Source organism: Bacillus daqingensis, from assembly GCF_042654445.1.
Taxonomy (GTDB): domain Bacteria; phylum Bacillota; class Bacilli; order Bacillales; family Salisediminibacteriaceae; genus Alkalicoccus; species Alkalicoccus luteus.
On record NZ_JBHSGK010000003.1, the window covers coordinates 617910 to 641764 of the forward strand.

Here is a 23855-nt window from a genome sequence, read left to right on the forward strand (position 1 = left end):
GCAGGCCCTCCGCCTGCTGCTTTTTTAACTTTTCGGCCAATGATTTAGCTCTATTCAACTATCTTATTGAATAGAGGGATACAATGAATTTTGGCAGAATTATCACCGCAATGGTTACACCTTTTGATGAGAATGGTCACATCGATCTTCAAAAGCTTCGGGAGCTCGTTCAGCACTTAATTGACACTGGTTCAAACGCGATCGTTGCCGGCGGAACGACTGGGGAAGCCCCTACCCTTAGCCACGAAGAAAAAGCAGCTCTTTTCAAGAATACGGTAGATGCCGCAGCAGGCCGAGTTCCGGTTATTGCAGGCACCGGTACGAACAGCACGTACGCTGCCTGCCAGCTGACACAGCTTGCAGAACAGGCTGGCGCGGATGCTGTTATGCTGACTGCTCCATATTATAACAAACCAAATCAGGAAGGGATGTATCAGCACTTTATGGCAGTCGCGGAAGCGACGTCGCTTCCGGTTATGCTGTATAATGTCCCGGGCAGAACGGGCGTACACCTGACGGCGGAAACAACGATCCGCTTGGCTCAGGATGCGGACAATATCGTGTCGATAAAAGATGCAAGCGGAGACCTGGACCATATGAACGCTGTCATGTCAGATGCTCCTGAAGGATTCACTCTCTACAGCGGCGATGACAGTTTGACGCTTCCTGCCTACGCAATAGGCGCATCCGGTATTGTTTCAGTTGCTTCGCACATAGCTGGTTCCGCTATGAAAGAGATGCTAGATTTATTCGATGAGGGACGTCATCAGGAAGCCCGAAGTCTCCACAGACAACTCGTACCGCTTATGGATGCAATGTTCTGTGCACCGAGCCCTGCTCCGGTTAAAGCTGCCCTCAGCATGATCGGCGTTTCTGCAGGCCCGGTCAGACTGCCGATTACAAAGCTCACACCACTTGAAGAGCAAGTAGTTGCAGGAGTACTAGCAAATCGCATTCTGCACTCTGCTGTATAATCAACAAAACCACCGCCGAATCGGCGGTGGTTTTGTATGTTCCTATCTTCCTTGCTGTCGTCTGAAATGAATAGCATTTATTTCTGCCCCAATCAGCAAAATGATTCCGGTTAAAAACATCCACAGCATTAGAATAATCATGCCGCCCAAACTGCCGTAAGTAGCAGAAAAGTTACCGAAGTTGCTAATATAGATCGAAAAACCATATGATGCAGCCATCCACCCGATTGTCGCAGCGACTGCACCGGGGATAACGCTTTTAAACGGTATTTTCATATTAGGAGCCACCGTATACAGCGCCGTTAAAATGGTGATAACAACGAGAAGGGCTATAATCCATCTGCCTGCCTGAATAAGCAGCTCCGTTTGAGCAGGCAGCTCTGCCATTTGCTGAACGGCTCCAAGAATGGCTTCACCAAATATCGGCAAAAACAGCGTAGTGATAAGACTTAAAAGCAAAAGCAGCGTAAGCAAAATAGAAAGGCCGCGGTGCTTTAAAAAAGAACGCTTTTTTGTCACATTGAAAGCTGTATTTATCGCTTGAATAAACGCATTCATGCCATTGGATGCTGACCAGATCGTTCCTAATATTCCTACAGTAAGAAGTCCTCCATTCGGTTCAGAGACAGCATCGACTATTGTGTCTTCAAATACATCGACTGCCGCACCAGGTAAAAATTCTTCTGCATATGATAATACTTGGTCCGGATCCAGCTGAAAATACGGCAAAATAGCTAAAAGAAGGATCATTAATGGGATGACAGATAACACGTAATAATAGGCTTGTGCCGCAGCCAGCAGCGGCACGTCATCCCGTGACCACTCCTCCTTGATTTCGAGAGCATACTCTTTCCAGACTGCCCACATAGCTTCGCCTCCTGTACGGATCAATCGAACCGGTTAGTTAAGTCCTGGATATTTAAGTTTGAGAAGACGATAAACGTTTTGAACGATAACTTTAGAAATAGCATACGTTGGTATAGCAAGGATTAATCCAATCAATCCAGCCAGATTGCCCGCTATCAAAAGCAGGAGAATAATCGTTAGCGGATGCACCTTCAGCTTATGCCCCATGACGTTGGGCGAAATGAGGTTGCTCTCAATCTGCTGGATAATGATAATACCTAGAACGACCCACAGTGCTGTTATTGGCGAATCAAACAACGCTACAATGACGGCGGGGATCGTGCCGATAAACGGCCCTACAAATGGAATCAGGTTCGTAAACATTGCGATGAGCGCCAGAACAACCGCATAATCCAGTCCTATGATCAAATATACGATATAAGACAGAATACCGACACACACACTGACAATTGCCTGTCCCTGAATATAAGCACTGAGCGTGCTATCCATATCGCTCATAATTTTCTGCCCTTCATCCTGTGAATCTGAAGGAAGCTTGCTGAGAACGCTCTCCGGAAATTTCCCGCCGTCCTTTAGCAGGAAAAAGAGGACAAACGGTAAAAGAACGAGCACTGTCACCACGCTGAATGCCATTCCGAGTGCACTGAGCAGGTTGCCTCCAAACTGGCTCGCGAAATCCGTTAGGTTGTCTGTAATAACAGAGGGATCGAAGTCCTCCAGAATCGGTTCATTTTGAAGCATCGTGACCCATTCATGCGTCAACAGATCATTGATCCAGTTCTCGACACCGGTAGCGATGTTCGGGAAGTTATCAATCAGGTTTTCTGTCTGCTGAACCAGAATAGGACCAACCAATGCAGCGACACCTGCTCCCGCTCCTAAAAAAGCAAGGAATATAAGTAAGATGGACACGACCGTGGGCATCCACTTTTCAAGCAGTCTGACGAGAGGACGCAGGATGTAGTATAGAACTCCTCCGACAATAATGACGGGGGCAAGCGATGAAAAGGCAATTGCAAAAGGCCGGAAAACAAACGGCACTTCTACTGCCAAATTTATTGCTAAAAGAATTAACACGACACTGTATAAAAATAAGAACCACTTTGACTTCGGCATCAAACGCCTCCTGACTGTCAGTCAAACAGCGTGCTGACAGATTCGTTTTCCTGTACCCTTCTGATTCCTTCTGCTACAAGCGGACCAACGGTAAGTACCGTTATTTTTTCGTCCCGCTTTTGCTTAGGGATCCGGACAGTGTTCGTTAGGACAACTTCTTTCAGAGCAGATTCCCGAATACGGGTAACTGCCGGTTCTGAAAGCACACCATGGGTGGCGCATGCATAAACATCGGCGGCTCCCAGTTCGATCAGTGCCTGTGCGCCTGAAGTTACGGTGCGAGCGGTGTCAATCATGTCATCGATGATAATAGCTGATTTATTTTGAATATCCCCAATAATATTAATGCCGTGAACAGAGTCCGGCGCGTTCTTACGCTGTTTGTCGATAAATGCTATCGGCGCATCCAGTTGTTCAGCTAAGCGGCGCGCTCTTGCTGTTCCAGCATTTTCCGGCGCTACAACGACAATATCATTCAATTTTTTCTCTGCGAAATAATCAGAGAGGAGATTGTTTGCGCGCAGCTCGTCCACAGGAATATTAAAAAAGCCCTGTACCTGAGCAGCATGCAGATCTACTGTTAATATCCGCGTCGTGCCCGCTGCCTCCAGCAAATTTGCTATTAATTTGGCCGTAATCGGCTCTCTCGATCGTGCTTTCCTGTCCTGACGCGAGTAGCCATAATAAGGGATCACTACGTTTATCGACTGAGCTGATGCACGCTTTAAAGCATCGATCATAATCAGCAGCTCCATGATGTATTCGCTTCCGGGCTCAGAGGTAGACTGAATTAAATATGTATCATAGCCTCTGACCGTTTCTTCGATATTAATTTGTACCTCGCCATCGCTGAACCTTGTTATTGAAGAATTACCGAGCGTCATGCCAAGCTCGCGGGCAATCTCTTCTGAAAGTTCCCGATTAGAATTTAATGTAAATAACTTCATTGTCTCCTTCATCGTATCCCTCCAACATGCTGTTTATTCTATCCTATCACAGCATTATCCATTTGCCGACTAAACTTCTGTACCGTCCAGTCTGTAGATCGTGTATAATGACTACTACCGGCCTTAATGAAGTTTAAATACCTTCCAGTTAAACGGTTGAAAGGAGGCAGACAGGTTGATTCGTCATCTGCCGAACGGCATTACGCTTGCAAATTTATTTTTCGGATTTTTATCAATTGGAGCTGCAGCAAAAGGTGATTATCAAAATGCAGCTGTATTTATTATTATCGGCATGATGTTAGACAGTATGGACGGATGGACAGCTCGGAAGCTGGGGGTGGAATCATCCTTTGGCAAAGAACTGGACTCCCTCGCGGATATCGTCACATTTGGGGTTGCACCTGCTATGCTTGTTTATGGGACTACCTTCAGCGACCTCGGCTGGACAGGGCTGATTCTCACCGGTATTTTCCCTATCTTTGGAGCGATTAGGCTTGCCAGATTCAATATTGATACCGACAGCACTCAAAAAAACTATTTTACCGGCGTGCCGATCACAGCAGCAGGCGGCGTTATTGCGCTGCTGACATTTTTTAATTTCGCCATTCCACAGGCAGCTATTTCCGCTCTGTATATGCTGCTTTGCATTTTGATGGTAAGCCGGATCCCGGTTCCTAGCCTTAAGAACGTTCCAGTTCCCAAGTATGCTATTTTGATCACTGTCATGCTCGTATCATTGATAGCCGTAACCCGCTACAATGCTATGATTGAATATTCCAATTTAATCATTGCCGCAATTATTTTATACATTTTGTTTTTGATTATTTTTTCCGTTTGGAAAAAAAAGCGGGTGCAAAAAACGGAAGACTATGGCTGATGCTGCCATAGTCTTTTTTTATTCAGCGGCTGCAGCTTAAACAAAATGATGTTAAATAAGGGGATTATTTGTCCTGATCTGAATCTGAGCTTCCGTGTCCATAGGCTTCCTCAGCAAAATCAGAACGCAGCGATCCTCTTGCCGTTGTTTCATGCAGCGGGTCTGTTACTTCTTCTTCTACCGGCCGTTGACGTTTGTCCCGCTTTTCGGCATGCTCTACCGTCGTTTTAGCGTGCGGCATAATTTCCAGCCGTTCTTCAGGAATTGGCTCTCCGCTGACAACGCAGGTTCCGTACGTCCCGTTCTCGATCATGTTGAGAGATTCGTCAATTTCAGCCAGCTCATCCTGCTGCTGCTGCTCCAAGGCGGCCTCAGTATGACGCTCAGCTAATTCGGTTCCTTGATCTGCCGGATGATTGTCATAGTTGGAAAGCTCTTCACTCTCTTCTGTTTCTGAAGAGTCAGCCAAAATCTCTCTTCGCCTTTTTTCTAATTTGTCTTTAAAATAAGCCTGTTTTTTTTCATTCATGATTGATAGCTCCCTCCAATAGGTGAATACATACAGTATTCACGCTTGAGGATAATCATAAACATTTCGCAAAAATGCTCTTGCCGGTAGCTGCCGGGCACAGAGCTGCTCCATGTTGTATTCATCACGTTGAAAGGATTGTGGTCAATCTTGTCAATTCTCCGTCATCTTTTTTACCGCGCTTCAGTGCTTCATCTATGTTGGTAACCGTCAAATCATTTTTGTCGATGCCAATCACAGCACTGTCTGCACCGTCCCTGCATGCCTCGACTGCTTTTAATCCCATTCTGCTTGCGAGCAGACGATCCGCTGCAGTTGGATCACCACCGCGTTGTATGAAGCCAAGCACTGTTATTCTTGATTTTTCCCCAGTTTCCGCTTCCAGCTTCTGTTGAATTTCTGTAGCGCTTCCAGCACCTTCAGCAAGCATCAAAATATGGTGCAGTTTGCCTCTTGTACGCCCTTTTCGAATTTTGTCTGCAATCTCCTGTACCGTAAATGGCTTTTCAGGAACGATAATGCTCTCTGCACCGCCAGCTGCTCCTGCATAAAGGGCAAGATCTCCGCAGTTTCTTCCCATCACTTCAATAATCGTCGTCTTCTCGTGACTGCTCGACGTATCGCGGATATTTGTCACTGCACGCAGGACCGTATTGACTGCCGTATCAAATCCGATCGTAAAATCTGTATAACCCAGGTCATTGTCAATCGTAGCAGGAATACCAATTGTTTGAATTCCTTCTCGGCTTAATGCTTCTGCGCCACGAAACGACCCGTCCCCTCCTATTACGATGACCGCACTTATATTTAAGGCATGAAGCTGATCGATCGCTTGTTTTCGCCCTTCAGGCGTCATAAATGTTTTAGAACGAGCCGTCTTTAAAAATGTTCCACCTTTATGTATAATGTCTCCCACTGAAGAAGCATTGAGCTGCTCCAAATCTCCTTTTATCAGTCCCTCAAATCCGCGTTTCACCCCATAAATTTCATAATTATAATACAGTGCAGCGCGGACCACAGCACGGACTGCAGCATTCATACCCGGAGCATCTCCTCCGCTAGTCAATACAGCAATTTTTTTCATGTTATCCAGCTCCTTTCAGATGTCAGACTTCTAAAGCTAGTTTACCACGTCTCTTGATTAAATGATGAAAAAACAGCAGGAAATCCTGCTGCATAAAGAGTCTATTATTTAAACAATCCCGTGCCTGACTGAATGTCTTGAAACAGATCGTCAAGCGTACCAGTATCGTCAGGCTTGTATGCAGGGCTTCCCCGGTCAATCACAAACCCCGTAACAAGGTACGTTTTCATGCCGATGCTCCCAGCAACAATATCCTCCTGAACGTCATTTCCCACCATTATGCACTCTTCCGGAGCTACTTCCATTCGATCGCAAAGCTCTTCATAGTATTGTGTATGCGGTTTTGTAAACGAGCTGTTCTCATAAGACGTGATGAAATCGAGAGAGCTGCGGTCAATCCCTGCCCAATTCAATCGATGGCGTACGGCTGCTTCCGGAAAAACAGGATTTGTAGCAGCAGCTGTTATCAATCCCTGTCGGGACGCAGCATCGATAATGTCTGCTGCTTTTGTGGAAGGAAGCCCCTCTGGCCGTAATGAAGCAAACTCTTCTTCATAAAATGTATGCAGCACGGGTGCAATCTCACGCTGCGAAACCCCTGCTTCCGGAATAAATGTTTCCATAAATACTTGTTCATTCGTTTTGGCAGGATCCAGATTTTGCTGCATCGCTGCTGTGCCTCTCCATAGAGCCTGAACAAACTGATCCGGATGAACCAGGTGCTGGACAGCTGGAGCAAGCTTTTTCATGTAAGCTTTTACAAACGCTTCTGTATCAATTGGAAGCATTGTGCCATCAAGATCAAATAACACTGCTTTCATTTTATCCACTCCTGACATACTGCTGTGTATTTTATATTCTTCATCAGTTTAGCAGATATTCTTGGTAGCGTCGTTGAAAAGCCAGTTTCTTTTTCCTGGATACATAGGCCAGCTTGTTCTATTTTCCCTTTAGAAATACAGACTTGTTCCCCCTCTTTTGCTGATATCATATAGATTGTCCACTAAGTACGGCATAATCAAAAAAACAGACCGCTCGGGGCGGCCTGTTCATAGAAGTTTATTGCATTTGTTTTTTCTTCTCACGGTCCTTTTTCATCTGTTTGCTTCGCAGCTGTCCGCAGGCAGCATCGATATCAGAACCCTGCTCATGGCGGACTCCGCATTGAATACCCGCTTTCATCAGCGTATCGAAAAAGGTGAGGATATTACTCTTGCGGCTTTGCTCATACTGAATATGCTCATCTACCGGATTGTATGGGATCAGATTGACATAGGAGAGCTTCTTTTTATCTTTAATAAGCTCAGCCAGTTCCAGTGCTTCATCTTTTCCATCATTCACACCATCGAGCAGAATATATTCAAATGTGATACGGCGGTTTGTTTTCTCTAAATAATAATCAACAGCCTCCATAAGCTTCTCGATCGGCTGCGCTTTGTTGATTTTCATAATTTTTGTACGCAGATCATTGTTCGGCGCGTGCAGAGAAACAGCAAGATTCACCTGCAGATTTTCATTTGCAAAGTCATAGATCCGTTTAATAATGCCGCTCGTCGATACGGTAATATGCCGGGCGCCGATAGCAAGACCGCTGTCGTTATTCACAACGCGTAAGAAAGCCATCAGATTATCGTAGTTATCAAATGGTTCTCCGATGCCCATGACGACGATATGACTGACACGTTCTTCTTTTTGCTCTTCATCCATTGCTTTTTGCACATGCATGATCTGCTCGACAATTTCGCCTGCACTCAAATCGCGGCTTTTTGTCAGAAGACCGCTTGCACAAAAGCTGCAGCCAATGTTACAGCCGATTTGAGTTGTGACACACACAGAGGAACCGTAATCAAACCGCATTAATACCGTTTCAATCAGATTACCATCCTTTAAACGGAATAAAAATTTCATTGTTCCATCTTTGGAGACTTGCTTGGAATGGACTTCAAGTGTTTGGAGCGTAAAGGTTTCTTTTAATTCCTCCAACACATCTTTTTTCATATTAGTGATTTCATTAAAATCGTCAATTCGTTTGCGGTAAAGCCAGTCCCACAGCTGTTTTGCCCGGAAAGGTTTATGCCCGCGCCCGGTAAACCAGTCTTCAAGAGCCGGAAGCGTATAGCTGTAAATAGACTCTTTATTCATGTTAACCCTCTTTTCTTTACTAATCTACCGTAATCAGTAGTTCCAATCTTTTTTGACCATCTGCCATTATCTCAGCTTCACAGAGAAAATGCAAGTCACCTGAGGATCTCCTGATTAATAATTTCCATATCGACAGCCAGCCCAAACCGTTCTCCGTCTCTATTAGTCGTTGCATATACAACCCCAATTACTTCTCCAGAGGCATTGATAACCGGACTTCCGCTGCTTCCTCTGTAAACTGGTGCGTCGAGTGCGATCACCGGCTCAGGTTGTGCAGATTCCAGGTAACCAGCTATAATGCCCGAGTTCGGTACAAAATTGAAAAAGCGGGGATTTCCAATTATCGTAACCTCTTCCCCCTGACGAAAACCGCTCCCAATCTCCAGCGAGGGATGCTCCTCCGTCGAAAAGTCTGCTTCCAGCACAGCCGTATCAATCTCCTCATTCTCAAGCTCAATGTCAGCTTGATAGGACGTGCCATCTTCAAAATGAATCGATATCGGAGCATCATGATCAACTACGTGCTGATTTGTCATGACTCTGCCATCATCGAATACAAAACCGGTTCCTTTGGCATCACCTGAACGAATGACGACAATTGACTGTTGAAAATCCTGCACGTCTTCGTCGCCTCTCAGTTCATAGGCATTGCTTAAAAAATGAAAAGCTGGAATGTTTATCAGCTGCGGCCATACCGCCATTACATTCGCCAGTAAAGCGATTGCTGCAATGGACGCAATAGTAATCTTTAAACCACGTTTCATTTTCTTTTTTGGCTCCGGTTCAACCGGATCAGGGGGATTAAAAAATTCTTCTCTTGTTAAATACTTCTCCCCATCGTAAAACAGCTCTTCCCTTTTTTCTTCCTGTTCCTCTCGGTTCTTATCAGTCTGATTGTGGTCATCTGTCAATAATAGTCACTCCCGCTTCGACTTGTCATTAGACGGGCTGGCGGCCGGTTATCGATCTTGCGCAATGAACTCCTGAGCTCGAGGCGCCGATCGAACCAGCTCCCGGAAAAATGTTGTCTCCGCATAACCAGAGCCCTGTAATGCCGCTTCTGTGAGAAATGGCCCGATAAAGTGCATTGTCAGGGGTTTGCGGAAACCCGCCTACTTTACCGCCGGTTCTGCGTGTATAATGCTGCCATGCCAATGGTCCAGCAGTGAACATGTGTACTGCTTCGTCCGTAAAACCGGGGAATACTGTTTCAAGCTTTGCCAGTACCGCTTTCTTTATCGCAGCGGCATACTGGTCATAAGCGGTTTTGTCTTTCCAGTCGTCCGGATTAATATGTGTAGAAACCGTTACCGTTCTATACCCTGCCGGAGCCCGATGCGAATCAGCGGCAGCAGAAATCGATACAAAAAAATGATTCCCGGCTTCTGCCTGTTTGTCAGGATTCACTAAAAACTGGTGAAACAGCGGTGTCTTTTCAGTCAGCGTATCTTTTAACGCAAGGTACATTGTAAATGCGCCCCATTGAAACTGGGCTACCGCTTTACGCCGCAATCGACCGCTCAGCTTAGCCCGGTCCTCTGCCGGCAGCAGCGACGCAGCATCTTCAGCAGTGGTATTCAAGACCACATTTGCCGCCTGCCAGCGTCCTCCCTTGTGATCTTCCGCTTCCCAAAGTCCGGATTCAGATCGGGCTATGCCGACGATCCGTCTTCCTTTTTTTACAGTCCCGCCATTTGATTTACAGGATTGTACCAGAGCTTCGATCTGTCGGTAAAGTCCTCCTTCAATGTACCAGGCCCCTCTGTGATAAATGTCCAGTGCCGTGCAGCCAAGCAGCGCAGAACATGCGTCCGCCTCTGTTTGCATACTGTCCAGCAGCACTCCATTTAAAAAGTGCATAAAATCTTCTTCATGCTGAAGACCATGCTTTTGAATGACGTATCCAAGAGGCTTTTGCAGCAACGGGATGCAGCGGAGCACTGCCGGGTGGAAACCTTTCAGGAGGGCTTCTGCTTCCTGAAAAGTAGCAGGCGGAACAACAGGAAAATGAACCATATGACGGCGCAGCAACCCTGCTATATGCCACACTTCTCTATAAAAGGAGCGAATCGCTGGTGCGGCGTGCGGCAGTTTTGCATCCCACATTCGCAGAAACTGCTCCCGGTTTTGATAATAAGGGTAGACTCTGTCTGCTATCGCTACATTCATAACGGTGTGGAGCGGACGTTTTTCAATCTCTATTCCCAGCCGCCGGTTAATTTTGTCGTGGATGCCGTCCCGTTCATATCCCATACCAAGAGTGGCGCCTACCGGAAAACGAAAGTCCTTTCGTTGAAACTTCCCTGCGCTTCCACCCCACTCAGCTGCAGCTTCTACTAATGCCACGCTGCTCCCTTCAGCCGCGAGCAGCGCAGCTGCAGTAGACCCGCCAAACCCTGAACCGATTACGAGTACGTCCACCTGTTCCATTCGGTCATCACCTCTGCTTCTTATTATGGCCGGCTGTACACCTGTTTGCAACGAATACAGCAGCTTGACCGAGACCCTGTTGAAAGCTTTGGACAATTAGTATTTGGCTCCACTACAAAAAAACGCCTATTATCGACCATCGATAATAGGCGTTTCTCATTGGTCTAATCAGCCCTCCAGGAGAAGCTGTTCTGGATCTTCAATTAATTCTTTTACTTTTACAAGGAAGCCTACAGCATCTTTACCGTCAATAATTCGATGATCGTAAGATAGAGCAATATACATCATCGGACGGTTTTCGAACCGCTCATTGTCGATTGCTACCGGACGCATTTGTGTTTTATGCATGCCCAATATACCAACCTGAGGTGAATTCAGGATTGGAGTTGACCAGAGGGACCCAAACACACCGCCATTGGTAATGGTGAATGTTCCGCCCTGGAGGTCATCCAGCTTCAGCTTTTTGTTTTGTGCCTTTGTAGCTAAAGAGCCAATTTCCTTTTCAATGCCCGCAAATCCAAGGCGATCTGCATCGCGTACAACTGGAACTACGAGACCGTCGTCAGTCGACACCGCCACTCCAATATCATAGAAGTCTTTCAGTACGACCTCATCGCCGTCAATCTCTGCGTTCACATAAGGATACTGCTTTAGAGCACCGATAACCGCTTTTGTGAAAAATGACATGAATCCTAGTTTTACATCATTGTTTTCCTGGAAGCGATCCTTCCAGCGCTTGCGGAGAGCAAGCAGGTTCGTCATATCCACTTCGTTAAACGTTGTCAGCATAGCAGCCGTCTGCTGTGCTTCCACCAGTCGTTTTGCGATTGTCTGACGGCGGCGGGACATTTTTTCACGCTTAACCGGCTTCAGTGGATTTTCATCTGATTCTTTGGAGCTGCTTTCTTTCTTTTCAGCTGACCCTTTGCCTCCTCCAGCCTGATGCGCGTCGATATCTTCTTTACGTACACGTCCAAGCGGATCACGGGAGCTGACCGCGTGCAGATCAATTCCTTTTTCACGAGCGTACTTTCGAGCTGCTGGAGAAGCAATCACGCGCTCATCGGACTCTGACTCATCAGAGGATCCGGACGCTTCTTTTGGCGCGTCTTTCTGTTCTGCTTCTTTTTTCTCTTCTTTTGGTTCCGGCTTTTCCTCTGTCGTTTCAGAAGGAGCTTCGGAGCCGCTGCCTTCTGAAGCATCGGTATCGATCACCGCAATAGTGTCGCCTACTTTTACTGTATCTCCTTCTTCTGCTTTTGTCTCCTTCAGCACTCCGGATTCTTCTGCAGAAATTTCCACGTTTACTTTATCTGTTTCAAGCTCGACGATGTCGTCACCTTTTTCAACGTAATCGCCCGGCTGCTTCAACCATTCGGCAACCGTTCCTTCCGTGACTGACTCAGCTAATTCCGGTACCTTTACTTCCAGCATCAATCATTACTCCCTTCGGATTCTCGGCTTGTTGCTTCTTCAATAATGCGATTTTGTTCAAGTTTGTGTACTTTAGGGTCACCCTCAGCCGTACTGGAACGGCGGCGGCGGCCGACGAATTCTACAGGAATTTCATTGTTCGTCAAGCTTTGCAGGTGCGGTGCGATGTAGTGCCACGCTCCCATATTTTGAGGTTCTTCCTGAACCCACATAATTTCATCAAGATTCTCATAGGCATCCATTATTTCTTTAATCTGTCTGCGAGGAAACGGATACAGCTCCTCGACTTTAATAATTTGCAGCCAGTCCGGTTTAGAGTCAAGCTCTGCCAGGTGCTCTTCCATATCGACAGCTACTTTACCAGAAGCAAATACGACCCGCTTTACTTTTTTCGCTTTTTCAGCCAATCCATCGACTGTGAGAACCGGCTGGAAACTTCCCTCTGTGAACGTATCGAGAGAAGAGGCAACATTTTCGTTTCGCAGAAGACTTTTCGGAGCCATTAAAACGAGTGGTCTGATCACTTCTTCTTTCAGCATTTTAGCCTGTCTGCGCAGGAGATGGAAATACTGGCTGGCTCTCGTCAAATTCGTTACGTGCCAGTTATTCTCTGCTGCGAGCGTAAGGAATCGCTCCATTCGACCACTTGAATGCTCTGGCCCCTGTCCCTCATAGCCGTGAGGCAGCAGGAGAACAAGCCCTGATTTCTGGCCCCACTTTGCTCTTCCGCTCGAAATGAACTGATCGAATAGAACCTGGGCGCCGTTGGAGAAATCCCCGTACTGTGCTTCCCAAATTGTGAGTGTTTCAGGAGACTGTACGTTATAGCCGTATTCGAACCCGACGCATGCAGCTTCTGACAGCGGGCTGTTGTGTACTGTGAAGGAGGCTTTCGCATCTGACAAAGCGTGAAGCGGATAGTGGACGCCTTCCTGTTCATAATCATGCAGAACGAGATGACGCTGAGAGAACGTACCCCGCTCAGAATCCTGACCAGTCAGACGGATCGGTGTGCCATCTGTAATAATCGATGCAAATGCAAGTGTTTCCGCATGGCCCCAGTCAATTTTCCCATCAGACTCCATCGACTCTGTGCGCCGGCTCAGAATTTTTTCGAGCTTTGGGAAGATATTAAAATCTTCCGGATATTCAAGCAGCTCCTCGTTGATCTTGCGCAGTTCTTCCTCCGGCACCGCTGTTTCGATGCCTTCCAGTCTGTCCTCCACATATTCAGGCGGATTCATGTCTCCGTCAATGTGTTCACGCTTATTGCCTTTAATATTTTCAAAGTGCTCCGTCAGCTCAGCAAGGAACTCATCCCGCATACTGTCGAAATCCTCTTTCGACATGACGCCTTGATCGACGAGCCGCTCTCCGTATATGTGATAAACAGTAGGATGCTGCTTTACCTTTTTGTAAAGCTGAGGCTGTGTTGCCAGCGGTTCATCCATTTCGTTATGTCCGTAGCGACGATAGCCGATCAGGTCAATCACGATATCTTTATGGAACTCTTTGCGGTACAGATACGCAAGGTGCATTGCAGCCACACACGCTTCAATATCATCCGCATTTACGTGAATAACGGGGATTTCATACCCTTTTGCCGGATCACTCGCATACGTAGTTGATCTGGAATCATCGCTGACTGTCGTAAAACCGATTAAGTTATTCGCTATAATGTGAATCGTTCCACCTGTCGCGTAGCCGTTCAGTCTGCTTAGATTCAGCGTTTCCGCCACAATTCCCTGACCAGGAAATGCTGCATCACCGTGAATTAAGATCGGCATCGCTTTATCCATATCCTGCACCGGCTTGCCAGGCTTCGAGCGGTCGTCCTGAGCCGCTCTGGTCAGTCCTTCCACAACTGGATCAACGAATTCGAGGTGGCTCGGGTTGTTTGCGAGTGTTATCGTCGCATCTGCCTTTTCCTCATGAATCTCTCGATCTGCACCGAGGTGATACTTTACATCACCTGTCCAGCCGTAGTTAATTCCTACCGATCCTTCTGAAGGCACTAGATCCTTGTTCGGTGCATCATGAAATTCACTGAAGATGAGCTCATACGGCTTCCCGAGAACGTGTGCCAGTACATTGAGTCTGCCCCGGTGAGCCATTCCAATCATCATTTTTTCTGCACCGTCTGCGACCGCTTCGCTGACAGCTTCATCAAGCATCGGTACCATCGTGTCCAGACCCTCGATCGAAAAGCGCTTCTGACCCTTAAATGTTTTATGAATAAAGTGTTCAAAGCCTTCTACTTGATTCAGCCTCTGCAGCAGCTGCTTTCGAACATCATTCGTGAGGTCCGGTATATAGTCACCCGACTCCACTTTTTGAAACAGCCAGCGGCGTTCATCAATATCATGTACCTGCTTAAATTCGAAAGCAAGCCTTTGTGTATACGTCTTTTTCAGATGCTCCACTGCTTCCAGTCCGTCGGAAAGCTGTTCATGGTAGTGTGGAGAGAGCAGCTCCGGCGGTACTGAACGCAGATCCTCCTCTGTCAGGTCGAATTCATCATAGCTGAATATCTCTTTCTGCTCGTCCAGTCTTACCGGCACGATATCCGCCATTAAGTGTCCGTTTCTGCGGATTGATTCGGCAAGTTTCATCGCGTTTACAGCTTTGTAGTAAGTTTCAGGTCCAGCCTCTGCCGGCTGAACAGCTGACTGACCGTTAACAGGCGTTTCCCGATAAGCCCCCCACTTTCTAAAAAACTGCCGCAGCTCCTCCTCTACCTCATCCGGGTCCTGCTGATACTGTTCAAACTGCTCCAGCATATACCCGAGGTTCGGACCATAAAACTGCGTCCATCCACGACTGTGGTTGATTGAATCACTTCCCATGTCTGCTACCTCCAGTGAAAATAAATATGTATTCCTGACGCTGTAAAGTTGTGAAGCGTTTACAAGCTTATTTTACCATTATTCATGGTCATCCTCAAAGGTTAGTTTCCTAAATTGTGTATTTATATCCCCTTTATGCACAAGGGTTTCAGTTCTTTCCTATATTAATAAATAGATGAAAAACCTGCAGCCTCTCATTCTTTGTCTTCATATATTCGGATAAGACAATCAGCGAGCATCATTTCCGAGCTGTAATAATGCTGACTGTTTCGATCATACGCTTGCTTCATATTTGCGCTAAAAGCCCCCGAACGACGAAAGTATTGCATACTTACGTCACCTTATTCCAAAATTGCTCCAGCCTGTCGGCTGCTTCCCTCAGCTCGGGCATTGCATAAGCACTGGACAACCGAATAAATGTATCACCGCATGCAGAAAAAGCAGTTCCCGGCACTACTGCCGCTTTTTCTTCAAATAAAAGCCGCTCTGCAAAATCATCTGCGTCCAATCCTGAGCCTGTAATCGAAGGAAACAAATAAAAAGCTCCACCAGGCTTTTGTACTTCCATTCCCATTGCCTGAAGTCGGTTAAACAAGTAATCGCGCCGCTCCTGATATACTTCCCTCATCGCTTCAGGATCTCGGAGTCCTTTTGTTAAAGCCTGCTCCGCGGCAGCCTGAGATACAGAGCTTGCACAGCTGATTGTATACTGGTGGACTTTCAGCAGATGCTTCGCTATCTCAGAAGGAGCAAATATAAAACCAATACGCCAGCCCGTCATGGAATGTGACTTGCTCAACCCGTTAATCACGATTGTTTTTCCTTTCATTCCGGGATACGCTCCCATTGAAATATGCGGTCCGTCAAACGTGAGTTCACTGTAAATTTCATCGGTAACGACGAAGCAATCTTTCTCACGAAGCACATCATATAAACGATCCATTTCGCTTCTTGTGAGTACCGCTCCAGTCGGATTTGAAGGGTAAGGCAACATAACCGCTTTCGTATTAGCAGTATACAGCTGCTTAATATGATCCGGTGTCAGTTTAAAAGCCGTTTCGCGCGTGTCAGCGTAAACGGGTACAGCTCCGCATTGCCGAATAATCGGCTCGTAGGCCGGATAAACCGGAGCTGGCAGAATCACTTCATCCCCAGGCTGTAAAATAGTTCTCATAGTCGTATCGATTGCCTGAGAAGCACCTGCTGTGACGATCACTTCAGACTCAGGTTCATATGTAAGCGAGTAGTGGGAATGGACCCAGCTGCTGGCTGCCTTCCGAAGCGCCATAGTCCCTGCGTTCGCAGTATAGCTCGTTTTATTTTCGCCGATCGCCCTCACTGCAGCTTGTTTAATATGCTCTGGAGTTGGAAAATCCGGCTGGCCGATCGTAAGCTGAACAGCATCCGGAACCTGTTGAACTTTGTTAAAAAATTGACGGATTCCGGAAATTTGAATCGCTTCTACGTTCCTGTTAATTTGCAGATTCATCACTACCTATCACCTTTCTAATTCATCAATTGAAACGCCGCATAAAACTGCAGAGCATACAAAAGCACTGCTGGAGGGAAAATTTTCCAAAAAGAAGGAATTTTCATTTTTCCTGTGTGTACGCCTAACTCTGATTTAATTGGTCTCAATGCTAAAAAAATTAAAATTCCAGCATATAAAAACAGATAAAATAATTCGATGCCCCATCGCAGTCCGCCATCCTGATCTATAATAAAGCCGGCTTGGAGCAAAAAGAAGTTAGCAGCGATCCCAACTACTTTTGCTGTTAAAAAATATGTAAAGACAATCATCGCCAGCCACCATCCCGCCCAGTGCAAAAAGAAAAGCAGCACTGCGACTGGCAGGAGCAGCAGAAAAATGCCGTCTGAAAGCAATAAATAGCCGACTCCTTCACGGAGTCCCCAGTTCATATAGACATATAAATAATAGGCGCTGTAAATAAGAACAAATATGAGGAGGGAAACCGCAAAAATGCGGATTCCCATTCGAAAATAACGACTGTCTATTCGATCCATGTTCGCCCCCTGATATGTTGTGTAGTAAGCAGATCCGCCCCTGTTCTTCCGAGCAGGTAAGCAGCAATAGCAAAAGCTTCGGTCTGCTCCCTGACTCTGTCTATCCCTTGTGGCGGTTGTTTGACCTGCAGTTCATACTGGTCTCTGAATACGAGTGCTCCGTGATGCGCCTGATTTAAAAAAGCCGACGCCTCCTGCAGTCCGTTTCTGCCAGTCTGCATCACTTCATAAAACGATACGAACCCGTGCATAACGCCTCTGTATCTCGATGCTTTTACTGGTACTCCAGCTTCACTCAGCCTGCGGGCGTATTGTTCCCCTTCATCCCGCAGCGGATCAAACTCAGCAGTAAGTACCAAAGCAGGAGGCAGAGCGCTTAAATCATCGGCTTGAAGCGGAGACGTATATGGATGGTTCCACATCCATTCTTCCGGCGTGTACGTATCGCGTGCTTTATACATGACAGATCGGGACAGCAGGTAATAGCCGCTGTCATACACATCCCTCGAAGCAAGCGGAATATCCTGAAACGTTGTCAATGGATAGAGCAGTACTTGAGAAGCGATATCAGGCCCGTCACGGTCTCTCGCCATTTGCGAGACAACCGTTGCAATGTTCCCTCCGGCGCTGTCCCCCATAACTGAAATCGTGCTGTTGTCCCCCCGGAACGACTCTGCATTTGCAAAAGCCCACTGGAGAGCGGTGTAGCTGTCCTCTATAGCAGCGGGAAAAATATGGTCCGGCGCGAGCCGGTATGCCGGGGCGATTACGACGCTGTCGGTTCTAGAAGCAAGGGAGCGAAGAATATTATCGTGTGTATCCAATCCACCGTACCCTTCCATAAATGCACCACCATGATAATACATGATGACAGGAAACGGTCCCTCGCCCTGAGGACGATACATGCGGACAGGAATCTGTGCTTCCCCCTGTACCGGGATATAAAAATCCTCTCTTAATAAACTTGTACCGCCGGGGCTGTCGCCGGTGACAATCCTTGGCGGCTTAATATTAATATCCAAATCCACCAGATTATGATTAATCGCGTGGAGAACGACTGCTGTTTTTGCCGGCAGTCTTCCTTCTTCTGTTGACTGCCATAAAAAAACGGCAGCTGCTGTCAAAACTAAAAACAATGCCAGGACTGCAGAAACGAGGACAAAAAGGTTTTGCCAGATGATCCGAAGTTTCTTCATGCTGTTCCTCCGCGTTTATGGTGAAGTTCATTAGGGTATTCCAGTGGATGCTCAGGCTCGTTCATGACTAGCCCGCCTGTCTCTATTATACATGATCGAAAATAAGAAAACACAGGGGATGACAGAAACGTATTGGTTCTATTTCCCTCATTTTCAAAGGAGGTCCTTGTATGAAACACATGAACGAACTTAAGAAAAAACTGGAGCATTTGGATCGCCAGTCTTATGCGAAGCTTAAGCAGATTGCAGGTTCGTACGAAACAGCTGATGGAATCGAACTTGCCGTTGATTATGTGCAGGGAGACCCATTTGCTGCACCTTCACGAGTACGGATAAAGGTTCCGTTGAAAATGACAGCACTGCAGGAAGAGGATTTTTCCACCCTTTCGAGGACGATCAGCCTCAAGCATCTGTTCTCAAAGGCTTGCAGTGATGCAGCCAAAAATCAAAAGTCCGTATCCGGAACCGGTAAAAGCGGCATGATCATGATTGATGCACCTGGTCCGGAAGTAATTGATCGAACTTCTGTTTCGTTTCAACCGGACGCTGTAGAATTTCGACTGTCGACAGGCCTTCCCGCTTCAGGCCGGAAAATTCTTGGGATAAAAGCTGCAGAGCTACTCACTGAGCAGCTCCCGGAAACCGCACGCAACGCTATTTCGTCTGTTACGCGAGAAAAGATTCAGGATGCGATTCATCTGCAGGATGATCAGGATGAGGGGCGCAGACATCTAGCGGCGCTTGGAGGGTGTGCGTTCATTGCGGATGACTCGATCCTTCCCCGCGCCTCCGGCATCTCTGCCAAGCCCATGAAACATGCTGTGCCATTTATCAGCCCCGCTTCTCAAGCGATAGAGCTTGATCTTCCACACCGCGGAAAAGTCAGAGGGATGCTTATAAAAAAAGGAGTAACGCTGATAGCCGGTGGCGGCTATCATGGAAAAAGTACGCTGCTGCAGGCATTGGAACGAGGAGTTTATAATCATGAAGCAGAAGATGGCCGAGAACTCGTCTGGACAGACGAAACCGCCGTAAAAATAAGGGCTGAAGACAGACGGAGCGTTTGGAATGTCGATATATCAGCCTTCATCAACACACTTCCAGGCAATAAAGAAACTACTAATTTCTCAACGGAGGATGCAAGCGGCAGTACGTCTCAGGCAGCTAATATAGCAGAAGCAATGCAGGCCTCCTCCCGGCTGTTTCTGATTGACGAAGATACAAGCGCAACAAATTTTATGATCCGTGATTCCCGAATGCAGCAGCTCGTCAGTCCGGATAAAGAGCCGATCACTCCGTTCGTAGACCGAATAAGACCGCTTTATGAAGAGAATGGCATTTCATCCATTCTGGTGCTGGGGGGCTCTGGAGATTATTTTGAACCTGCAGATCATGTAATTGTAATGGATGAATATGTTCCTTTCGACCGGACGAACGAAGCGAAAGCAATTGCCGCGTCTTTTCCAGCAGACCGCTTCCACCCGGAAGGACGTGGTTTCCCGGTAAATACGTCCAGACCTTTTCCCGCGAATGCCATGAAAAAGCGGTGGCACCCAAAAAAGAAAATTCAGGCTAAAGGAAAAAATACGCTGTTGTTTGGAAAGGGGACGGTGGATTTACACAACGTTGAACAGCTCGTTTCCCCTTCCCAAACAGAAGCCCTCGCCCAAATGATGATTTGGTGTGTCCAGAATTGTCGCAGTGGCGAGTCCCTCTCCGCTGTCATTGACCGCCTGTACAAAACGATGGAGCAGGAAGGGTTAGAATCAATTTCCCCTTTTTATCCAAAGCACCCTGGCAATACCGCCTTGCCGAGAAAACATGAGCTTTACGCCGCATTTAATCGTATTCCACTTTATGGATAACTTATAAACGCCTGTGCCGGTAATGGCACAGGCGTTTATTTACATTTGCATCACTGCCACGGACTCTGCATGCTGCCACATCCAGAAAGCACCGTGTTTGTTATTCTGAACGTCCTGCTGCAATAGCTGACCTATAATCTCCAAATCCCTCGTCATCCAGTTGATCAAGCGGAATAAAACGGAGTGAGGCCGAATTGATGCAATAACGCAGTCCCCCGGGCGGAGGGCCGTCCGGAAACACGTGGCCTAAATGTGAGTCCGCACCGGCGCTCCGTACTTCCGTTCTCACCATGAAATGCGTCGTATCCGTCTTTTCAACCACCGCTTCTTCGCTCACCGGCTTTGTAAAGCTCGGCCAGCCGCAAGTAGAATGAAACTTATCTGTTGATAAAAACAGTGGTTCCCCTGATACGATATCAACATACAACCCCTCTTCAAAGAAGTCCCAGAGCTTATTTTGAAACGGCGGTTCTGTACCATCCTGCTGGGTTACTTTGTACTGCATATCCGTGAGCTCTTGTTTCAAATCGCGCTTCATGCCTGATCCCTCCAGTGTTTCAGTTGAAAATCCTGCCTTCCGCTTCCTTTTTTATACATTTTATAATGAAGCGGATGTTTCCGGTAATACTGCTGATGATAGGTTTCAGCTTCATAAAACGTTTCTGCAGGCCGGATAGACGTGACGACCGGTTTAGAAAACAGTTTGCTTTCGTTCAAACGCTGCTTTGATTTTTCGGCAAGCTGTTTCTGCTCCTCGTCATGATAAAAAATAGCGGTTGTGTACGATTCACCGCGGTCGTGAAACTGACCTCCCGGATCGGTAGGATCAATCTGCTGCCAGAACAGCTCCAGCAGCCGCTCATAGGAAAATTGTTCAGGGTCATACGTAATCTCCACTGCTTCCAAGTGGCCAGTTGTTTCTGAACATACTTCTTCATACGTTGGATTTTCTGTTCTGCCTCCGGTATAGCCGGAGACCACTTTTTCGATTCCCGGCTGCGTCTCAAATGGTTCTACCATACACCAAAAACAGCCCCCGGCAAATATAGCTTTCTTTTCCATGTGCGCCCCCTCCTTTGCTCCATCCTATCATGGTCAGAGCTGCAAGGCATGCAATCTGCGTTGAGCTTCCGTCTTCTTAGAGTCGAGCCTGATACACATCCTTAAAAGGCTCTTTAAGCTAATAAAAACGGCTGCCCAGAATAGGCAGCCGCAGCTTTTATACAGATCGAAGCATATAAGCTTCAGCATTTCTCCAGCAAATATTTTCTGCTGTTTCTTTACCAAACTCACGCTCCAGCAGCTTCGCCATCAGCTGTTGACACGAGGCATTCTCCAAACCGACGGGATATTCTGTTAAACCATCAAAATCAGAGCCAAGCGCTAAGCATTCCGCTCCGCCTATTTCGAGCATATGATCGACATGCTTTAACAGCTTTTCTTTGCCGCCTCCGATAAATTCGGGACTGTAGACAACTCCGCACAAACCTTTTCGCTCAAACAACGCCTTCAACTGCTCGTCATCCAGATTTCTGGGATGAGCATGAACAGCATCTGCATTAGAATGCGTAGCGACTGGAAGCTCGGCGTCCCTCATCACATCGAAGAATCCTCGCTTGGATAAATGAGAGACGTCGGTCCAGAGCTTATGTTCATTCAGCAGACTGACGATCTCCTGTCCAAACAGCGTTAATCCGCCTCCGCGCGGTTCTCCTACACCATCGGCAGCTAAGTTGGCATCATTCCAAGTCAGTCCGCACGAACGCAGGCCGAGCTGAATCAGCGTTCTCAATTTGCCTATGTCTCCTCCGATTGCATCCACGCCTTCAAGCGTCAATAGCGCGCCAGTCTCGCCCTTCTGCAGCTTGTGAACGTCTTCCCAGCGCTGAACAGCTCTCATGCCCGGATACTGGCTGACACAGCTGTGAAACAGCTCTGCCTGCTCCAACGCATGGATAAACTTCGTTTCGCTATGTGTTTCAGGTTCAATAAAAATAGCGAACAGCTGCATTTTCGTGCCGCCGCTTATTAATGACGGTCCTGACGCAGCCAATTGACTACTCTCGAATGAAGGCGGCTGCATCGTATGAAGCTGCAGCAGTGCGTCACAATGTAGATCGATCACTGGAATCATTATGCTTTTGGCCTTACCATTTTTTCCAGATCAATATATTCATCAAATTGTTCTTCAGTTAAGTAGCCGAGCTTGACTGCTGTTTCTTTCAGTGTACTATTATCTGCAAATGCCGTTTTCGCAATTTCTGCCGCTTTCTCATATCCGATATGAGGGTTCAGTGCTGTAACGAGCATAAGAGAATTGCGTACATGCTTTTCGATAATTTCCTCATTCACTTCAATTCCTGCTGCACATTTTTCATCAAAGGAAAGAACAGCGTCTGAGAGGAGGCGGACAGACTGCAGGAAATTGTAAATGATGACTGGTTTAAAGACGTTCAGCTCAAAATTTCCCTGGCTGGCAGCAAATCCAATCGCTGCATCGTTCCCCATCACCTGTACGGCAACCATCGTAAGTGCTTCAGACTGTGTTGGATTTACTTTGCCCGGCATAATGGAACTGCCTGGTTCATTAGCAGGGATCGTAATCTCCCCAATGCCTGAACGGGGGCCGCTTGCCAGCCAGCGTACATCGTTTGCAATTTTCATCAGGTCTGCAGCCAGAGCTTTTACCGCCCCATGTGCGTACACGATCTCATCGTGACTGGTTAATGCATGAAATTTGTTCTCAGACGAATGGAAGGTCACACCTGTAATTCTGGAAATATGGTCGGCCGTCCGTTTTCCGAACTCCGGATGGGCATTAATTCCTGTACCGACGGCTGTTCCGCCAATAGCAAGGTGGCGAAGCTGCTCTGCAGACTGTTGAATCATTTCCTCTGATTTGTCCAGCATATGCACCCATCCGCTCATTTCTTGCCCAAGCGTCAATGGTGTCGCATCCTGAAGATGCGTGCGCCCAATTTTAATCACATCGTCAAACTGCTCTGCTTTCTTTTGAAGGGTGGTTCTGAGCTGCTTAACAGCTGGGAGCAGTCTGGCATGCACTTCCTGTAAAGCTGCGATATGCATGGCAGTCGGAAATGTATCGTTGGAACTTTGTGACTTGTTTACATCATCGTTAGGGTGGATGGATAACTCAGAACCGCCCTCGCGGAATTTTTCGTTGCTGCGGAAAGCAACTACTTCATTCATATTCATGTTGGACTGCGTTCCGCTTCCCGTCTGCCACACAACGAGTGGAAAATGGTCATAGTTTTTAGCTTCGCGCAGTTCCTGGCAGACGGTCTGAATCATGTCTGCTTTTTCAGCCTCCATGTTGCCCAGATCTGCGTTGGCCGCAGCGCAAGCTTCTTTCAATACGGAAAATGCATCTGTAATTTCACGCGGCATTGTTTCTGCACCGATTTTAAAGTTTTCTGTACTTCGCTGCGTCTGGGCACCCCACCACTTGTCAGCTGGCACCTGGATTTCGCCTAATGTATCCTTCTCTGTCCTGAATTCCACG

General features: G+C 47.1%; 21 protein-coding genes. 3 read left to right on the forward strand and 18 right to left on the reverse strand.

Features of this window, described 5'->3' with window-relative positions:
• The first annotated feature begins 83 nt into the window (after positions 1-83).
• Positions 84-974 carry a 4-hydroxy-tetrahydrodipicolinate synthase gene (gene dapA, locus ACFO4L_RS04305; protein ID WP_377908441.1) on the forward strand — a complete coding sequence of 297 codons (891 nt, stop codon included), beginning with the start codon at positions 84-86 and terminating at the stop codon, positions 972-974.
• 42 nt (positions 975-1016) lie between these two features.
• Here dapA and ACFO4L_RS04310 read toward each other — a convergent pair whose 3' ends face one another.
• The 3 genes from ACFO4L_RS04310 to ACFO4L_RS04320 are packed head-to-tail and all read right to left on the reverse strand — an operon-like array spanning position 1017 to position 3916.
• Positions 1017-1841: a YihY/virulence factor BrkB family protein gene (locus ACFO4L_RS04310; RefSeq protein ID WP_377908442.1), complete on the reverse strand. Its 825-nt coding sequence runs from the start codon at positions 1839-1841 to the stop codon at positions 1017-1019.
• Between the two features lie 33 nt (positions 1842-1874).
• Positions 1875-2957: an AI-2E family transporter gene (locus ACFO4L_RS04315; RefSeq protein WP_377908443.1), complete on the reverse strand. Its 1083-nt coding sequence runs from the start codon at positions 2955-2957 to the stop codon at positions 1875-1877.
• Positions 2958-2974: 17 nt separating this feature from the next.
• On the reverse strand, positions 2975-3916 hold the full coding sequence (locus ACFO4L_RS04320; protein WP_377908444.1) for a ribose-phosphate diphosphokinase: 942 nt from the start codon (positions 3914-3916) through the stop codon (positions 2975-2977).
• Between the two features lie 163 nt (positions 3917-4079).
• Between ACFO4L_RS04320 and pssA the strand changes: the two genes are divergently transcribed.
• Complete coding sequence (pssA, locus tag ACFO4L_RS04325; protein ID WP_377908445.1) at positions 4080-4781, forward strand: CDP-diacylglycerol--serine O-phosphatidyltransferase; 702 nt, start codon at positions 4080-4082, stop codon at positions 4779-4781.
• Positions 4782-4845: 64 nt separating this feature from the next.
• Here the strand turns inward: pssA and ACFO4L_RS04330 are convergent, their stop codons facing one another.
• The 11 genes from ACFO4L_RS04330 to ACFO4L_RS04380 form a co-directional block, all read right to left on the reverse strand.
• Positions 4846-5310, reverse strand: coding sequence for a TraR/DksA family transcriptional regulator (locus ACFO4L_RS04330; RefSeq protein ID WP_377908446.1), 465 nt, complete (start codon positions 5308-5310; stop codon positions 4846-4848).
• A 124-nt stretch (positions 5311-5434) separates the two neighbouring features.
• On the reverse strand, positions 5435-6394 hold the full coding sequence (pfkA, locus tag ACFO4L_RS04335; protein ID WP_377908447.1) for a 6-phosphofructokinase: 960 nt from the start codon (positions 6392-6394) through the stop codon (positions 5435-5437).
• Between the two features lie 104 nt (positions 6395-6498).
• Positions 6499-7215, reverse strand: a complete 717-nt coding sequence (locus ACFO4L_RS04340) for an HAD family hydrolase (protein ID WP_377908448.1) — start codon at positions 7213-7215, stop codon at positions 6499-6501.
• Between the two features lie 238 nt (positions 7216-7453).
• Positions 7454-8536, reverse strand: a complete 1083-nt coding sequence (gene rlmN, locus ACFO4L_RS04345; RefSeq protein WP_377908449.1) for a dual-specificity RNA methyltransferase RlmN — start codon at positions 8534-8536, stop codon at positions 7454-7456.
• 95 nt (positions 8537-8631) lie between these two features.
• A complete protein-coding gene (locus ACFO4L_RS04350) occupies positions 8632-9447 on the reverse strand; it encodes a S1 family peptidase (protein WP_377908450.1) in 816 nt (271 codons plus the stop codon).
• Between the two features lie 28 nt (positions 9448-9475).
• Positions 9476-10966, reverse strand: a complete 1491-nt coding sequence (locus ACFO4L_RS04355) for a phytoene desaturase family protein (protein WP_377908451.1) — start codon at positions 10964-10966, stop codon at positions 9476-9478.
• 168 nt (positions 10967-11134) lie between these two features.
• Positions 11135-12400, reverse strand: a complete 1266-nt coding sequence (gene odhB, locus ACFO4L_RS04360; protein WP_377908452.1) for a 2-oxoglutarate dehydrogenase complex dihydrolipoyllysine-residue succinyltransferase — start codon at positions 12398-12400, stop codon at positions 11135-11137.
• Complete coding sequence (locus tag ACFO4L_RS04365; protein ID WP_377908453.1) at positions 12400-15246, reverse strand: 2-oxoglutarate dehydrogenase E1 component; 2847 nt, start codon at positions 15244-15246, stop codon at positions 12400-12402. The genes odhB and ACFO4L_RS04365 overlap by 1 nt, the downstream gene beginning before the upstream one ends.
• A 331-nt stretch (positions 15247-15577) precedes the next feature.
• The gene (locus ACFO4L_RS04370; RefSeq protein ID WP_377908454.1) at positions 15578-16735 is read right to left on the reverse strand and encodes an aminotransferase class I/II-fold pyridoxal phosphate-dependent enzyme; all 1158 of its coding nucleotides are present in this window, start codon (positions 16733-16735) and stop codon (positions 15578-15580) included.
• Positions 16736-16752: 17 nt separating this feature from the next.
• On the reverse strand, positions 16753-17271 hold the full coding sequence (locus ACFO4L_RS04375; RefSeq protein WP_377908455.1) for a hypothetical protein: 519 nt from the start codon (positions 17269-17271) through the stop codon (positions 16753-16755).
• Positions 17259-18467, reverse strand: coding sequence for an alpha/beta hydrolase (locus tag ACFO4L_RS04380; protein ID WP_377908456.1), 1209 nt, complete (start codon positions 18465-18467; stop codon positions 17259-17261). The genes ACFO4L_RS04375 and ACFO4L_RS04380 overlap by 13 nt, the downstream gene beginning before the upstream one ends.
• A 170-nt stretch (positions 18468-18637) precedes the next feature.
• Here ACFO4L_RS04380 and ACFO4L_RS04385 point away from each other — a divergent pair, with 170 nt between their 5' ends.
• A complete protein-coding gene (locus ACFO4L_RS04385) occupies positions 18638-20332 on the forward strand; it encodes an ABC-ATPase domain-containing protein (protein ID WP_377908457.1) in 1695 nt (564 codons plus the stop codon).
• Between the two features lie 100 nt (positions 20333-20432).
• Here the strand turns inward: ACFO4L_RS04385 and msrB are convergent, their stop codons facing one another.
• The 4 genes from msrB to fumC form a co-directional block, all read right to left on the reverse strand.
• On the reverse strand, positions 20433-20870 hold the full coding sequence (gene msrB / locus ACFO4L_RS04390) for a peptide-methionine (R)-S-oxide reductase MsrB (RefSeq protein WP_377908459.1): 438 nt from the start codon (positions 20868-20870) through the stop codon (positions 20433-20435).
• Positions 20867-21394: a peptide-methionine (S)-S-oxide reductase MsrA gene (msrA, locus tag ACFO4L_RS04395; RefSeq protein WP_377908460.1), complete on the reverse strand. Its 528-nt coding sequence runs from the start codon at positions 21392-21394 to the stop codon at positions 20867-20869. Before msrA ends, msrB begins: the two co-directional genes overlap by 4 nt.
• Positions 21395-21551: 157 nt before the next feature.
• Positions 21552-22466, reverse strand: coding sequence for a dipeptidase (locus tag ACFO4L_RS04400; RefSeq protein WP_377908461.1), 915 nt, complete (start codon positions 22464-22466; stop codon positions 21552-21554).
• Positions 22466-23854 carry a class II fumarate hydratase gene (gene fumC / locus ACFO4L_RS04405; RefSeq protein ID WP_377908462.1) on the reverse strand — a complete coding sequence of 463 codons (1389 nt, stop codon included), beginning with the start codon at positions 23852-23854 and terminating at the stop codon, positions 22466-22468. Before fumC ends, ACFO4L_RS04400 begins: the two co-directional genes overlap by 1 nt.
• Position 23855 lies beyond the last annotated feature (1 nt).